Annotated in this window: 12 protein-coding genes; 4 read left to right on the top strand and 8 right to left on the bottom strand. The window is 53.4% G+C overall.

Annotated elements, in window-relative coordinates; translation table 11 throughout:
- Positions 1–54: 54 nt before the first annotated feature.
- Genes pheS through lpxB form a run of 3 tightly spaced genes read left to right on the top strand, consistent with a single transcriptional unit; the run spans position 55 to position 4,832 of the window.
- Positions 55–1,125 (top strand): phenylalanine--tRNA ligase subunit alpha, encoded by a 1,071-nt coding sequence (gene pheS, locus KB213_RS03025; RefSeq protein ID WP_211680611.1) that lies wholly within the window; start codon positions 55–57, stop codon positions 1,123–1,125.
- A 1-nt stretch (position 1,126) separates the two neighbouring features.
- Positions 1,127–3,598 (top strand): phenylalanine--tRNA ligase subunit beta, encoded by a 2,472-nt coding sequence (pheT, locus tag KB213_RS03020; RefSeq protein WP_211680610.1) that lies wholly within the window; start codon positions 1,127–1,129, stop codon positions 3,596–3,598.
- Between the two features lie 43 nt (positions 3,599–3,641).
- On the top strand, positions 3,642–4,832 hold the full coding sequence (gene lpxB, locus KB213_RS03015; RefSeq protein WP_211680609.1) for a lipid-A-disaccharide synthase: 1,191 nt from the start codon (positions 3,642–3,644) through the stop codon (positions 4,830–4,832).
- Positions 4,833–4,950: 118 nt separating this feature from the next.
- Here lpxB and trpS read toward each other — a convergent pair whose 3' ends face one another.
- Both trpS and KB213_RS03005 read right to left on the bottom strand, forming a co-directional pair.
- Complete coding sequence (trpS, locus tag KB213_RS03010; protein ID WP_211680608.1) at positions 4,951–5,940, bottom strand: tryptophan--tRNA ligase; 990 nt, start codon at positions 5,938–5,940, stop codon at positions 4,951–4,953.
- A gap of 26 nt (positions 5,941–5,966) precedes the next feature.
- Positions 5,967–6,446 carry a c-type cytochrome gene (locus KB213_RS03005; protein ID WP_211680916.1) on the bottom strand — a complete coding sequence of 160 codons (480 nt, stop codon included), beginning with the start codon at positions 6,444–6,446 and terminating at the stop codon, positions 5,967–5,969.
- Between the two features lie 99 nt (positions 6,447–6,545).
- Here KB213_RS03005 and KB213_RS03000 point away from each other — a divergent pair, with 99 nt between their 5' ends.
- Positions 6,546–7,118, top strand: a complete 573-nt coding sequence (locus KB213_RS03000) for a thymidine kinase (protein ID WP_346266656.1) — start codon at positions 6,546–6,548, stop codon at positions 7,116–7,118.
- Between the two features lie 61 nt (positions 7,119–7,179).
- Here the strand turns inward: KB213_RS03000 and KB213_RS02995 are convergent, their stop codons facing one another.
- The 6 genes from KB213_RS02995 to KB213_RS02970 form a co-directional block, all read right to left on the bottom strand.
- Positions 7,180–7,683, bottom strand: coding sequence for an FKBP-type peptidyl-prolyl cis-trans isomerase (locus tag KB213_RS02995; RefSeq protein WP_211680606.1), 504 nt, complete (start codon positions 7,681–7,683; stop codon positions 7,180–7,182).
- Positions 7,684–7,703: 20 nt separating this feature from the next.
- Positions 7,704–8,936: an argininosuccinate synthase gene (locus tag KB213_RS02990; RefSeq protein WP_068169132.1), complete on the bottom strand. Its 1,233-nt coding sequence runs from the start codon at positions 8,934–8,936 to the stop codon at positions 7,704–7,706.
- A gap of 312 nt (positions 8,937–9,248) precedes the next feature.
- Positions 9,249–10,460 (bottom strand): 23S rRNA (adenine(2503)-C(2))-methyltransferase RlmN, encoded by a 1,212-nt coding sequence (gene rlmN / locus KB213_RS02985; RefSeq protein ID WP_068169134.1) that lies wholly within the window; start codon positions 10,458–10,460, stop codon positions 9,249–9,251.
- 415 nt (positions 10,461–10,875) lie between these two features.
- Positions 10,876–12,315 carry a PepSY-associated TM helix domain-containing protein gene (locus KB213_RS02980; protein WP_249110236.1) on the bottom strand — a complete coding sequence of 480 codons (1,440 nt, stop codon included), beginning with the start codon at positions 12,313–12,315 and terminating at the stop codon, positions 10,876–10,878.
- Positions 12,316–12,335: 20 nt separating this feature from the next.
- Positions 12,336–12,626: a hypothetical protein gene (locus tag KB213_RS02975; protein WP_211680604.1), complete on the bottom strand. Its 291-nt coding sequence runs from the start codon at positions 12,624–12,626 to the stop codon at positions 12,336–12,338.
- The gene (locus tag KB213_RS02970) at positions 12,607–14,742 is read right to left on the bottom strand and encodes a TonB-dependent siderophore receptor (protein ID WP_211680603.1); all 2,136 of its coding nucleotides are present in this window, start codon (positions 14,740–14,742) and stop codon (positions 12,607–12,609) included. Before KB213_RS02970 ends, KB213_RS02975 begins: the two co-directional genes overlap by 20 nt.
- Positions 14,743–14,827: the final 85 nt, after the last annotated feature.

Below are 14,827 nucleotides of genomic sequence, written 5' to 3'. Positions count from 1 at the left end.
GTCGGTTCTGGTTTGAAAGGATCGGCCCTGTATCATGTTTGAGGCATTGGCGTGATGGCAGACGATCTTGAGACGTTAAAGCAGGACACTCTAGCAGCACTGGAGGCTGCTCAGGATCGTACGGCATGGGATGCTGTTCGGGTTGGGACGCTGGGAAAATCCGGTGCGTTGACTGGGCTTTTAAAACAATTGGGGCGTCTGGCGCCGGATGAGCGTAAGGCGCGTGGCCAAGCGTTGAACCGTCTGCGTGATGAGTTGGGCGCGGCGATTGAAGCTCGTGGGCAAGCTCTAGAGGCGGAAGCTCTTGCTGCGCGTTTGGCCTCTGAGAAAATAGACGTCACGATGCCTGCACCGGAAGCCGTGTTGGGGGGAATCCATCCAATTAGCCGTACTGTTGAAGAAATGACGGCTATTTTTGGTGCGATGGGCTTTACGGTTGCTGAAGGGCCGGATGTTGAAAGCCAGTGGCATAACTTCTCAGCCTTGAATACGCCGGATCATCATCCCGCTCGGACAGAACATGATACGTTTTATCTGCCGGCAGAAGATGGCGCAGAAGAGCCGCGCGTATTGCGGACGCAGACATCAGGCGTGCAGATTCGCACGATGCTGGGCAATAAGCCGCCAATCCGCATTATTGCGCCGGGGCGGACGTATCGTGCTGACCATGATGCGACTCATTCACCGATGTTCCATCAATGTGAAGGCTTGGTCGTTGACCGCAATATTACGCTTGGGCATCTCAAAGGCTGTCTGATTGAGTTTTTGCGGGTTTATTTTGATAAGCCTAACCTGCCAGTGCGCTTTCGTGCATCGTATTTCCCGTTCACTGAGCCGTCCATGGAAGTTGATATCGGTTGGTCTAAGGCGACAGGCGAGATTGGTGGCGGAAGCGATTGGTTGGAAGTGCTGGGTGCCGGTATGGTTCACCCGCGCGTTCTGGCCAATTGTGGCTTGGATCCGGCGGAGTGGCAGGGTTTTGCCTTCGGGATGGGGATTGAACGTCTGGCGATGCTGAAAAATGGCATCCCGGATCTACGTTCATTTTATGAGAGTGACCTGCGCTGGCTGCGTCACTATGGTTTTTCAGCTTTTGCTCCGGCCAATTTGACGGAGGGTGTGTGAGATGAAGTTTTCCCTTTCTTGGCTGCGTGAGCATCTGGATTTTACGGCCTCTGTTGAGGATGTCTGCAAACGTCTGAACGAAATCGGCCTTGAGGTCGAAGGGGTGGATAACCCCGCGCAGCGTTTGAGCGGCTTTCGTACGGCAAAGATTTTGGAGGCTACGCGCCATCCAGATGCTGACCGTTTGCAGGTATGCCGTGTGGCGGCTGGCGAAGGTTTCGAGGAAGTTCAGGTGGTGTGTGGCGCGCCGAATGCGCGTACGGGCCTGAATGTTATTTTTGCGCCGCCAGGGACGTATGTACCGGGTCTCGATATTACCATTAAGAAGGGTAAGATTCGCGGCCAGGCGAGTGGTGGCATGCTGTGCTCATTGCGTGAATTGGGCATTGGCGAAGAAAGCGATGGCATCGCGGAACTGCCAGAAACAGCTCCCTTGGGGCAGGCTTATGCTGCTTATGCGGATTTGGATGATCCAGTCATTGAGATTGCGATTACGCCGAATCGTGGTGATGCGTTGGGTATCCGTGGGATTGCGCGTGACTTAGCCGCTGCGGGTCTTGGTACGCTGCGTGCATGGGCTGTTGAGCCTATCACGGCTAGCGATGATGCGCCGCTGAGTTGGAAGATTGATCATGCGGGCTGTACGCAGGTTGCTGGTCGTGTGATCCGTGGTGTGAAGAATGGCCCCAGCCCCGAATGGCTGCGTAAGCGCTTGGAAGCGGTGGGCGTTAAGCCAATTTCGGCTCTGGTCGATGTCACGAACTATCTCGCCTATGACATTGGGCGGCCGTTGCATGTGTTTGATCTGGCCAAATTGTCAGGTGATACGCTGAGCGTGACTCATGCTGCGCGTGAGACATTCACGGGCTTGGATGATGGTGAGTATGTCCTTGGAACTGAGGATATGGTCATTGCGGATGATGCCGGCGTGCAGTCTCTGGCGGGGCTGATCGGCGGTAAAGCAAGTGGTGTGGATGAGAATACTGTTGATGTGTTCGTGGAATCTGCGTTGTTTGATGCTGTACGGATTGCGCTGACGGGGCGTCGTTTGGCGATACATACAGATGCGCGTCAGCGTTTTGAGCGTGGTGTGGACCAAGCCTTGGTGCGTCCCGGTTTGGATGCCGCGACAAATCTGATTGTGCAGCTTTGTGGTGGCACGCCGGGTGCCGTTGTTGAAGCAGGTGCAGAGCCAAATTGGGGCCGTGAAGCGACGTTACGTTTTGAACGGTTAGTAGCGTTGGGTGGTGTCGATATTGCACCTGACGCGGCTGTGCAGTCTTTGGTCGGTCTGGGTTTCGAAATTGTGCAGCGTGATGATGCGCGGGTGACATTCCGCGTTCCATCATGGCGCAATGATATTGCGATGCCGTGTGAAAATCTGGCGTTCCGTGATGGTCTGGATGATGCGAAAAAGGCCGCTTTGACAGAAAGCGTACAGCGCATTGAGCCGGAGTGTGACCTTCTGGAAGAAGTGTTGCGTTTATACGGCTTGGATAATGTGCAGCCACAGGCATTGCCGCAGGCGAGCATGGTACCAGCGCCTGCTGTGAATGGCTTGCAAGCACGTAAGGCTTTGCTGCGCCGCGTCTGTGCAGCGCGTGGATTGATGGAGACGGTTGGCTTCTCCTTCGTTGCATATGATGATGCGGTCTTGTTTGGCGATGCGCCTGAAGCTTTGCGTTTGCTCAATCCGATTGCAACGGATCTGGATCAGTTGCGTGCAACGCCGCTGATTAATCTGGGGCGCGCTTTGGGGCGTAATGTTGCACGTGGCCTGGCGGTTTCTGGTGATGGGGCGTTGTTTGAACTGGGGCCGGTCTTTGATGCGGCAGGTCAGCAAACGGTTCTTGCTGGTATCCGTGGTGGTTTGAGTGCGCGTATGCCGGGACAGAAGGCGCAAGAGCCAAGCGTATGGGATGTCAAAGCGGACCTTGTTGCGGTGTTGGCTGCTTTGGGTGTGCCGGATGCATCTTTGTCGGTTACGGCGGACGCTCCTTCTTTCTACCATCCGGGTCGTTCGGGGCAGGTGCGCCAAGGGCCGAAATTGGTTTTGGGGCGTTTTGGTGAACTCCACCCGGCTGTTGTGAAAGCATTGGGCTTGAGTGGCAGTATTGTGGCTTTTGAGGTTTTGTTGGATCACATTCCACAGCCAAAAATGAAGCGCAAAGCAGCGCCGACTTTGTCTGTATTACAGCCGGTAAGGCGTGATTTTTCCTTCTTAGCGGGGCCGGATGTTGAAGCGCAGGCTGTATTGCGTGCTGCACGTAATGCGGAGCGGAAGCTGATCCAAGATGTTCGCTTGTTTGATGTCTTTGAGGGTGGTTCGCTGCCAGAGGGCTATCGTTCTTTGGGTGTAGAAGTGATTTTACAGCCTCAGACGGAAAGCCTAACAGACACGCAGATTGAAGCCGTCTCTCAAGCGGTAGAAGCAGCTGTTGAGAAAGCAACGGGCGCAACATTGCGTCGTTAACGCTTTATTGGGGAGCGCCTCATCGGGGCCGGGGGAATGAAACATGCCAGATAGCTTTTTCCATCCACCCGGTCATGAGGAGGCGCATGGCCGGGTCATATGGCTTTTGGCGGGTGAAGCCAGTGGCGATGTGATCGGTGCGCGCTTAATGGTTGCGCTGCACGCGCAGGACCCAGATTTGGTGTTTGCGGGTGTTGGTGGGGGCCGTATGGAGGCGCTCGGCCTGCGTAGCTTGTTCCCGATGCGGGATCTGGCTGTGATGGGGTTTGTGGAAGTCCTGCCCCGTATGCGGCAATTATCGCAGCGTATGCTGGAAGCAGTTCAGGATATTGAACTGCGTAAGCCGGATATGGTGATTACGATTGATAGTCCGGGCTTTGCCCTACGGCTTTTGAAGCGTATTGAGCATTTGGGCACCAAACGCGTGCATTATGTCGCGCCGCAAGCATGGGCATGGCGAGCCAAGCGCGTCAAAAAATTCCCCGGTTTGTGGGATCGTATGCTGTGTTTGCTGCCGTTTGAGTCCGATTGGTATGCGGCCCGAGGGCTAGAGGCCCGTTTTGTCGGGCATCCGGTGTTGCAGTCGGGTGTGAAGGAAGGTGTAGCGGAACGTTTTCGGATGCGCCACGCAATTCCGGAAGATGCGCCGATTGTTGTTTTGATGCCGGGGAGCCGTCGTTCAGAGGTGCCACGCCTTTTGCCGGTGTTCCGCAAGATGCTGGATATTCTGCGGAAAAAGCATCCGAATGTCTGTCCGGTTATTCCACTGGCTCCTGTTATGGCGCCGGTGGTGCGCAGTATGATTCGTAAATGGCCTGTGCAACCGGTTATTGTGACGGATGTGCATGATAAGCATGATGCTTTTGCAGCGGCTTCTTGTGCGCTAACGAAATCAGGGACATCGACGTTAGAACTCGCTATGGGCAAAGTGCCGATGGCGGTGACGTATCGGGTTAACCCGTTAACGGCATTTTTTGCTCGTCGTTTGATTAAAGTGCCGTATGTCGCGATGGTGAATTTGCTTGCAGGCCGAGAGGTTGTGCCTGAATTGCTGCAAGAGAATTGTACGCCGGAGAAATTGGTGGAGATGGTCTCTGTGCTGTTGTCTGATGAAGAGGCTGTGGCGGTGCAGCGTGAGGCATTTGCAGATGTGTTGGCACGATTGGCACCGACGCAGGGGACGCCATCAGAAGCGGCTGCTCGTGAGATTATTGATCTTCTAGACGCATCTTGAAGAGTGGAGTGCGTTGAGAGGTTTTTAGATTCTTTTTTGTAAAAAAGCACCTACACACCCTCCTCTAGAGTTGGGCAAAATTCTAGAGGAGGGTGTGTAGGACTAATCTATTTCAGCTTTAGCGCAGGAAGCCAACAAGGCGTTCGGCTTCTTGCACGATGGGTTCTGAGATGCTGCGGGCGCGGTCTGCGCCTTGGCGTAAGACGCTGAGAAGGTGGTCTTCATTCTCCAATAGGCGGCGCGTTTCGAGTGCGACGGGGCCGAGGCTTTCGACCAGTAGGTCAGCCAGTGCCGTTTTGAAGGGGCCGAAGCCTTCGCCGCCAAAGCGTTGGAGGGTAGCGTCGATGCTCTCATCGGCCATAGCAGCATAGATAGCGACGAGGTTACGGGCTTCAGCGCGCCCTTCTAGGCCAGCAGCTTCAGAGGGGAGCGCTTCAGAATCTGTGCGTGCGCGGCGGATTTTGAGTGCAATTTCGTCTGGTGTGTCCGTAAGCGTGATGCGGCTTTGTTCGGACGGGTCAGACTTGGACATTTTTTTTGTGCCATCACGCAGGCTCATCACGCGGGCGGCGGCAGGTGGAATGAAGGCTTCGATTTCTGGGAAGAAATCTGTACCCATGTCATGGTTGAACTTTTGCGCGATGTCGTTAGCGAGTTCGATATGTTGACGTTGATCATCTCCAACAGGAACGCGCGTGGCGTGGAATGCGAGAATATCGGCGGCCATGAGGTTGGGGTAAACATAGAGGCCAGCAGAGTGGTTTTCGCGGTTTTTGCCAGCTTTATCTTTAAATTGTGTCATGCGGTTGAGCCAGCCGAGGCGTGACACGCAGTTAAAGATCCAGCCAAGGCGTGCATGAGCGCTGACAGCTGATTGGTTATAGAGGCGTGTTGGTTCGATCCCCGCAGCGAGGAGGCAGGCAGCGGAACCAAGGGTTTGTTGGCGTAGGGTCTCAGGCTCCCACGGCATGGTGAGGGAGTGCATATCCACGAGGCAAAAGACGCAGTCATGATCTGCTTGAAGAGTTGCCCAGTTGCGGATTGCGCCGAGGTAATTGCCGAGGTGAGGGATGCCAGTTGGCTGGATGCCAGAAAAGACGCGTTTCATGCGGTTTGCTGCCTTGGTGAAAGGGATCAGGGAATGGGATGTGTCTGATCAAGGGTTGTGCGGAGTTTGAAACTGCTGATGGGTGTGCCGGGGTGGCTCCGTGCTGCAGCGATTTCAGCGTCAGTGATCTGTGGGGCGGGCTTTGTGTTCCCGCGTTCGATCAGCCAGTTGAGCACCTCAGCAATGTCATGATCGCTGAGTTGTTCAGCGAAGCCCGGCATGGCGTAATTGTAGCTGTAGCCTTGCGTTTTAAAGGGGCCTTGCAGTCCGTAGAGCAGCACATTGGCCAAATAAGCACGGCCTTCTGGTGTTTGTGCAATTACGTCAAGCCGACCAACCAATGGTGGGGTCTCTCCGGGCATGCCGCCGCCGCCATGGTGGCAGATGCCGCAATGAGGGCCATAGACATGAGCACCGGGGCCTTTGCGCCCACAGGCGGAGAGGCTGGTGAGCAAAACGAGGCCGCATAAGAGGCTACGGCTGATGAAAAGAGGGCCGGTACGCATCACGGGAAAGAAGGCCTTTCGTGTTTCTGGCGCTTTTTCTCGCATTTTCAGGTGGGTTTCATCAAGGGCAGGGGTGACAAAACTGTTAAGATCAGGCTCATGGGACCTAAGAAAGGAATGCTTATGTGTCGTTCGGGACGGCTGGTTCTTTATGTGGGCCCCATGTTTTCAGGTAAATCAGCGCATTTGATTGCAGAAGCACATGCGGCGCCATGCCCGTTGGAGAAGGTGCTTGTCCTGAAGCCTGCTTTTGATACGCGGAGTGGCGCAGAGATTGCGAGCCGTAATGGTACTTCTTTGGCCGCGCGTTCTGTGGCTGCGTGGCCGGATGATGCTAGTGCGTATGAAGCGATTGTGCTGGATGAGGCGCAGTTCATGGTATCTCCTCATTATGAGGGAGATATTGTGGCAGAACTGCTAGAAGCGCGTGCACGCGGAATGACGGTAATTGTTGGTGGCTTGAACACGGATTACCGGAAAGAGGCTTTTCCGATTGTGGCTGCATTGGCTGAGCATGCCGACGAAGTACATGCCTTAACGGCGTGGTGTCATGTTTGTGGTGATACGGCCCGTTGGACAGCGAAGATCCATGATACAGGCCAGCTTCTGGAAACGGGTGATAGTGAATTGTATCAGGCGTTATGTGATGCGCATTGGCATCTGCCGCAATAAGCGGGATAAGAATACGCGTTTCTGAGAAGGTGTAGAGCCCCACTCAGAAACGCAATCTTTATTATTGCTGTCCGCCGCCGACACCAAGAAGGCGAATCTTAAAGATAAGCGGACTATTGGGCGGAATAATGCCGGGGTGACGTGGGCCGTAAGCCAGTTTGGGAGGCAGGTACAGCATCCATTCGTCACCGACATGCATCATCGGTAAGGCTTCAATCCAGCCTTGGACCAAACCATCAAGCGGCATTTCTGAGTAAGCACCGTTATTATGCATATCGGAGCTATCAAAAATGGCGCCATCCGGCAGGCGCCCCTCATAGATCACCATCACCATGGAGCCGTGATGTGGGCTGTCGCCGTCCTTCGGGCCAGAGCGCAGCACTTTATAGGCCAAGCCGTCCGGGAGTTTTTGTACTCCCGGTTTAGCGTAGACCTGCTGCATGAACTGCTCTGGGGTTAGGGCTGGCCCCTCATCAACATCATCATGATGGGCACAGCCGCCGAGGGCAGATACGCCCAAAGCAAGCAAAAGAGGCGCGAAGAGTGAGCGTGTAGCGCGGATCATGGTGTGGTCCTTGCGTCGTCTCAGAGAGCGCCACCACGGCGGCCGATTTGACCACCAAGGCGGAGGCGCAGAGCGTTAAGCTTAATGAAGCCGAGTGCGTCTTGTTGGTTGTAAGCGCCTTCGTCATCTTCAAATGTCACGACGCGTGCATCATACAGGCTGTTCGGGCTTTCACGGCCGACGCAGACGACATTGCCCTTGTATAGTTTCATGCGGACACGGCCAGTGACGGAATGCTGGCTGGTGTCGATGAGGGCTTGCAGCATGCGGCGCTCTGGGGAGAACCAGAAGCCGTTATAGATCAGCTCTGCATAGCGCGGCATGATGCTGTCTTTAAGGTGGGCGGCTTCACGGTCCAATGTGATGCTTTCGATCGCACGGTGAGCTGCTAGCAGGATTGTACCGCCCGGTGTTTCGTAAATACCGCGTGACTTCATGCCAACAAAGCGGTTTTCAACGATGTCTAGGCGACCAATGCCATTGTCACGGCCCAGTTCATTCAGGCGTGTGAGAATGGTTGCTGGTGTCATTTCTACGCCGTTAATGGCGGTTGCATCACCATGAACGAAGTCGATCGTGATCTCAGTCGGCTTGTCTGGTGCTGCTTCAGGAGAGATGGTGCGCTGGAACACGATCTCATCCGGTGCGACAGCTGGGTCTTCGAGAAGTTTACCTTCGGAAGAGGAATGCAGCAGGTTCGCATCGACGGAGAACGGTGCTTCGCCGCGCTTGTCTTTAGTCACCGGAATTTGGTTTTCTTCCGCGAAAGACAGCAGCTTAGTGCGGGATGTCAGATCCCATTCGCGCCAAGGGGAGATGACCTTTACGTCTGGCTTCAGGGCGTAATAGCCGAGCTCAAAACGGACTTGGTCATTGCCTTTGCCGGTTGCACCATGGGCCACAGCGTCTGCACCAACGGCTTCAGCAATCTCGATTTGGCGTTGTGCGATCAATGGACGTGCGATGGACGTGCCGAGCAGATACTGGCCTTCATAGACCGTATTGGCGCGGAACATTGGGAAGACGTAGTCTTTGACGAAGGTTTCGCGCAGGTCTTCGACGAAGATTTCCTTAACGCCGAACATTTCGGCCTTTTTGCGGGCTGGTTCCAGCTCTTCGCCTTGGCCGAGATCGGCCGTAAAGGTCACGACTTCACAATTATAAGTCTTCTGCAGCCAGCGCAGGATGACGGAGGTGTCCAGTCCGCCGGAATAGGCGAGTACGACTTTCTTGACGTCCTGGTGGGCAGTCATCGTGGCGTGGTCCTTATGGTGTTGATACAGTCAAGCTTTGTCTTCTAGCACTGCTTTTCCAATAGGGGAACTGCTTTGCGGGTATTGTGCTGGGGTATCGCGTTTGTTAGGGGGAGGAGTAGAGCATACGGTGACACGGTAATATTCTCCTCGCCGTAACGACCTGCCAAGGCGTGCTATGTAGGGTTCCCAGGAGGCCCTACTCGTATGTTCTACGCCGTTCTTTGAGCGGGGCCTAGTGAGGCTGGCGCTCCCTCAACGACGGGTTGAGGGAGGTTATGTTTTCAAAAAACAGAGTGTGTGTCGGGGCTTTTAGTGGTTGCTGCGCAAGCGCTCGCTTTCCGTTTTGAGCTGCCCGCATGCTGCAAGAATATCTTGCCCGCGCGGGGTACGGATGGGAGATGAGAAGCCTGCATCCATCACAATTTTTGCAAAGCTATTGAGGCGGTTGCGGGTGGATGGTTGGAATTCAGATCCGGGCCATGGGTTGAACGGTATGAGGTTCACTTTGGCAGGCAGATCTTTGATGAGTCGTACGAGTTCACGTGCATCGGCGTCGCTGTCATTGACGTCACGCAGCATGATGTATTCGAAGGTGATACGCCGTGAGTTAGATGCCGCTGGGTAGCGGCGGCAAGCCGCGATGAGTTCTTCGATCGGATATTTGCGGTTGAGCGGTACGATTTGGTCCCGCAGTTCATTGGTGACAGCGTGAAGTGAGATGGCGAGGTTAATGCCCAATTCATCGCCGCACTGATCCATCATTGGGACAACGCCGGATGTGGAGAGCGTAATACGGCGGCGGGAGAGAGCAATGCCTTCACCATCCATGATGATTTTCATGGCTTTGGCGATATTGTCGTAATTATACAGTGGCTCGCCCATGCCCATCAGGACAATGGTGGAAAGGTGGCGTGGCATATCGGCGCTGGGGCTCGGCCATTCTTTATAGCTATCGCGGGCCGCCATGAATTGGCCGACAATTTCAGCGGGTCCTAAATTACGGACGAGTTTTTGTGTGCCAGTATGGCAGAAGGTGCAGGAGAGGGTGCAGCCGACCTGTGAGGAAATGCAGACAGCGCCGCGATCCTCTTTGCGGTCTGGAATATAGACCGTTTCAGCCTCTTGCCCATCGCGGAAGCGAAAGAGAAACTTGCGCGTTGAATCGACGGAGGTTTGCTCGGTTGCTGTGGTGGGGCGACCGACGATGAAATGTTCCGCCAGCTTGGCTTGCAAGGGTTTGGCGATGGTGCTCATCTGCGTGAAGTCGGTGACGCCTTGGTGATAAATCCAGTGCCAGACCTGTTTTGCCCGGAATGCTTTTTCACCGATATCGGTCATTACGGCTGCGAGTTCTTCGCGCGATAAGCCGACAAGGTCCCGGCGGCCATCAGCGAGGCGCGCTTCAGGGGGAGCGAACATGGCTGATTTCGCACGGATGCGGTCACGTTCGGCATCATTAAGGGCATCTGCTGCGGTTGAGTTAATGCGCGGCAGGGTATCTGGATGAATTAAGGTGGTCATGGTGAGGGAGCCATAGCATGGGCGGGGGGGCTTTTTGCAAAAGAAAAGTGTGTATACGTTTATTAATTCGTGTGTGTTGGAGGTGAGGGTTTTCGTGGCGAGAGGAGTGGGGGCTGATTTTGGGGGAGATATTTATACTAATATTTTGTTTTCGTAGGTTTTTTGAAGGCTTCCCAGCACGCTAATAGAGCGCCGCTCATGGCAAGGGCTAGGCTAGTGCCTAGGCACCAGCAGACAACTGCAAAGCCAATATTTTTTTCGTGCTCAATATGGAGGGCGAGGCTTGCAAAAAGTGCTGGCCAAGCAGCGTAGCGCAGTAAGCGGCATTGTTTTTTGTGTAATCGTAATATCTTTTCTCCACGGTATGAGGCAGAGGAGAAAAGAAAAGAGGTTATAATGTCAGAAAGTATTTCAATCATGATGAGCGTACACTTTTATAAATAAAAACATATGTGATAAAAAATAATAATGAGACGCATGATGTGGAGAAGTTAATTATATTATCCAAAGTATTTCCAATTATTATTATATAAATAAAAGATATACAGCCGATGAGAGAGAGTATTTTTTTAGATTGAGTGGTTTCCATGAAAAAGCAAAGAGCCATAAAAAGAAAAAGCGATAAAAAGACAGTATCAATTTCCATATCTGAGCGTGACAGTGTGAATAGACTATGAGGGTGGAGTGGAATTAAACGGTTTGCGACAAAAAATAGCGCAAACGAAATGGGCAGGCCGATGAGGATTGCGATGTTCAATCGTTCAACCATCTTAAAAGAAAAAGTGTCTTTTTGGGTGCGTTTTTTGCGTATAACCCAGAGATGAAGGCCGCTTGCTGTTGCTAATGCAAGTAATATGCCAGAGAAAAAATAGAACCAGCGCGTTAAAAAATTAGAAAATCGGGCGATATGTAAGCCATATATTAGAGAAAAAGCTCTAACAATCGGACGTTTTTCTTGTTGTTCGAGAATGATTTGGCCGTTATTTCCGCTAAAGCGTAACGTGTGAGTGTCGTAGCCAATATGCTGGCCATTGCCACTTTTGATGATCACAATGCTGGCTGAGTCATTGGGATTATAAATTAAAACTTGTGCGATGCCATCAGGGCCAAAACGTTTTTCGGCTTCTTGGAGCATGGGGGCAATTGGTGCGAGGGGTGCTTTGTGATGTTTTGGGGGTAATGGCTCTGTAACGGGGTCAAGATCCGCATAATATTTCATTATGTTATGTGGATAAACCGTCAGAAGGCTTGCGGGTAATATTTGGGCCCAAAGCGTGACGGCCCCTGAAAATGCGATGATAAAGTGGAATGGAAGTGCCACAACACTCGTTATATTATGGAAGTCGAGCCAGCTTCTCTGGCCTTTGTAAAATCGTAACGTGAAAAAATCGGCGAATATTCTTTTGTGAATGATGACGCCGGTTATGAGCGCTAAGACAATCGCAAGACCGCAGGATGCAGATATAAGGCGCCCAAAAGGGTGTGGCAGTTGTAGTTCAAAATGGAAACGGTAGAAGAAATCTCCTCCCATTGTGTCTCGGATTGTATCGGGGGAGCCGGTCGTGGGGTCTAGGGCGCGCTCTACGTAGCGTGTGCCGTTAAAATAGAGTGCTTCAATATAAGGGGCACGTTTTTCTGTAATGGTTAAATACCATGCGGGGGCAGAGGCCGCATGGGTTTGCAGCCAAGCAATGCCTGCTTCTGTGGCGTGCAGAGGGTCTGACTTCATGTCCGTTAATTCTGGGCGCATCCATTGGCTAATCTCGGGACGGAACACGGCGAGAGAGCCTGAGAGGGCGATCGCGAAGACAAACCACCCAATGAGGAAGCCGCCCCATTCATGGAGGCGTGCCATGGCGGACCGAAAATCGTTCATTATAAACGCCACCCCAAAAGAAATGCGGTAATAAGTAAGAGGGTCATGGGGGCAAGGCCGCGTTTGAGGAGTTGAGGGATGTCACGCGTGAGGCCGAACCCTGCTATGGTGGTGCACGGCCATGCAATGAATCCCGCAAACATTCCGCTGAGTGCGCGCTGTGGACCATCCAAAGGAAGTAACGCGGCGCAGATCGCAGCAATCCCGGTTGCCACCACGTATCCCATGATGGCAGCCAAGGCGGCGTGCAAGATGCGGCGGTGTGTGGCTTTACCAGCTATAGCCAACACTCGCTTGTGCGTTGCGGCGTTCACCATACCAACACCAGTCAGAGTAGCAGCTTGCGACAAAGTGCTTGTCGAATAAATTGCGGACGCTGGCTGAAAGGTTCCAACCTTTGAGGGTGGGGGTTGCGCGGCCGAGGTCATACCGTGCGGAGGCGTCGAATACAGTGTAACTGGGTATGTTGACGTCACCATAGGTGCTGGAGACGCCGCCATATGTGCCCATCATATGACGTATGCCGAAGCCCAGACCTGCTCCAGAGAGGTAGCCTTTGGGGATACTATAAAAGGCAAAGAGGGAGGCATTGCCACGGCTTGATTGCACGAGGGGTTTGCCTGTGCTGTCGTCATGGACGTGTTGTGAACTGAAGGAGGCATCCAGCATGAGGCCTTTATACATGTCTGCATGGGCTTCGAGCTCAAAGCCGTCTGAATGTACTTTGCCGCTTTGGGTATTGTAGCCGAGGTTGCCGACAGGGACGAGCACATTGGTTTGCTTGATATGAAAGCCAGTTGCGGTGAGTAAGACGGGTGTGCCGGGGATTTGGTATTTCGCGCCGCCTTCGAGTTGTTTACCGAGTGATGGATCTGCTTGTCGGGCTGTACTGCCAGATTGTACGAGGCCGCTTTGTGGCTCGAAGGATGTCGAATACGAGATATATGGCGAAAGCCCGAAGTCAAAATGATACAGGGCGGATGCGCGCCAAGTGATTTGCTGAGGGCTTTGTTCTGTGCGTGTACCTGAGGCGTAGGCAGTACTGTGGTACCAGTCATTGCGGATGGCGCCGGTGAGGAAGAGATGCCGACCAACTGTGATTTGGTCTTGGCCGTACACACCGTATTGTTGTGGTTTGGTCAGGTAGTCATAGCGCGCTGTGATGGTCGGTATAGTTTGGTGGTAATTGGGGTGTAGGACATCTAAATCTGGTGCGGCACCAAAACCGACAGTCTCGGTTGCTTGGCTTTGTTGGTAGTCAAAGCCGGTCATGATGTCATGATGGAGTGCACCGGTGGCGAGGTGGCCGTGCAATTGGTTGTCAAATGCGAGGTTTTGGAGGCGCTCACGCGAGTAGATGGCTCCGCGGTTGAGCAAGGTTGGTGAGCTGTAGGTGCCGGTACCGTAAACGCTTTCGTATAATGTACGCACGTTGTCGTAACGACCACGGGATGTGAAGCTCCACGCATCATTAATGCGTTGTGTGAAAATATAAGTGAGTGCGCCTTGGTAGCGCTTGAACTGCTCATATCCGAGATCACCATCGTAGAAGCTCCGCGGTAGGTACCCGAAAGAGGCTCGTTTCATGGTGCCGAGGTATGGTTGTGATCCATAGGATGAGTTGTTTGGGTCGTATTGGTAGTTCCCAAGTAGGGTTAAGGTTGTGGGGCCATTGCCGCCAATCATGACGGCGGGACTGATGGAGAAGCGCTTACTTGCCGTTTCGGATAATTGGCTGTGTTGGCCATTGGCTGTGCCATAAATGCGGTAGCGTACGGTACCATCTGCGTTGGCGTAGCCGCCCTGATCTGCGTCGATGCGCCAGAGGTCGAAGCTTCCCCCGGTGGCGTTGAGGCTGCCGTAATTGCGTTGGTCCAATGGAAGTTTGCTAGAGAGTGCAACGAGGCCGCCGGGGCTTGATTGGCCATAGAGTGCGGAGGATGGTCCTTTGAGGACTTCAACACGTTCTAGGCGGGACGTGTCGGTTTGTGCGGTGGCGAATCCTGTTGGGCTGGATTGCAGTTTTAGGCCGTCTAGGAATGTTGGTACGGTGAAGCCGCGTAGAGCGAACATGTCGTAGCGGGTGACAGAGCCGCCGCGTTGGTCTGGCGTGACACCTGCGATGTAGCGAATAGCTTGGTTAAGGTTCAAAACGCCTCGGATGTCCATTTCATTGCGGGTAATGACGCTGACAGACTGAGCCGTATTGACGATTGGCGTATCAGATTTTGTTGCCGAGGCCGCTACGGTTGCGGGTTTGCGGCCATGTACAACAAGCTTTTCAACTGCGGGTTGCTGTGTGCTGGTTGCGGACGTTGTGTTTTGTGCGTGTGCGGTTGTTGTGTGTAGGTTTAGGGCCGCAACGCCGGTGAGGGCAATGTGTCTGTAACTCAGGCGGTTGAGCATGGTGGTAGGTCCAATTTCATACGAATTTTGGCCCTGATATCTTTAATGATAATTATTCGCAATTAGAAAATGATCTTTTTGGAGG

This window comes from Neokomagataea anthophila (genome assembly GCF_018122595.1).
GTDB lineage: Bacteria > Pseudomonadota > Alphaproteobacteria > Acetobacterales > Acetobacteraceae > Gluconobacter > Gluconobacter anthophilus.
Note: the sequence above shows the minus strand (reverse complement) of the source record. Positions and strands in the feature narration are given on the sequence as shown.

What these genes read in the sequence shown, in the direction of transcription:
- pheS (WP_211680611.1), top strand. Translation starts at nt 55, where the DNA reads ATGGCAGACGATCTTGAGACGTTAAAGCAGGACACTCTAGCAGCACTG.
- pheT (WP_211680610.1), top strand. Translation starts at nt 1,127, where the DNA reads ATGAAGTTTTCCCTTTCTTGGCTGCGTGAGCATCTGGATTTTACGGCC.
- lpxB (WP_211680609.1), top strand. Translation starts at nt 3,642, where the DNA reads ATGCCAGATAGCTTTTTCCATCCACCCGGTCATGAGGAGGCGCATGGC.
- trpS (WP_211680608.1), bottom strand. Translation starts at nt 5,940, where the DNA reads ATGAAACGCGTCTTTTCTGGCATCCAGCCAACTGGCATCCCTCACCTC.
- KB213_RS03005 (WP_211680916.1), bottom strand. Translation starts at nt 6,446, where the DNA reads ATGCGTACCGGCCCTCTTTTCATCAGCCGTAGCCTCTTATGCGGCCTC.
- KB213_RS03000 (WP_346266656.1), top strand. Translation starts at nt 6,546, where the DNA reads ATGGGACCTAAGAAAGGAATGCTTATGTGTCGTTCGGGACGGCTGGTT.
- KB213_RS02995 (WP_211680606.1), bottom strand. Translation starts at nt 7,683, where the DNA reads ATGATCCGCGCTACACGCTCACTCTTCGCGCCTCTTTTGCTTGCTTTG.
- KB213_RS02990 (WP_068169132.1), bottom strand. Translation starts at nt 8,936, where the DNA reads ATGACTGCCCACCAGGACGTCAAGAAAGTCGTACTCGCCTATTCCGGC.
- rlmN (WP_068169134.1), bottom strand. Translation starts at nt 10,460, where the DNA reads ATGACCACCTTAATTCATCCAGATACCCTGCCGCGCATTAACTCAACC.
- KB213_RS02980 (WP_249110236.1), bottom strand. Translation starts at nt 12,315, where the DNA reads ATGGCACGCCTCCATGAATGGGGCGGCTTCCTCATTGGGTGGTTTGTC.
- KB213_RS02970 (WP_211680603.1), bottom strand. Translation starts at nt 14,742, where the DNA reads ATGCTCAACCGCCTGAGTTACAGACACATTGCCCTCACCGGCGTTGCG.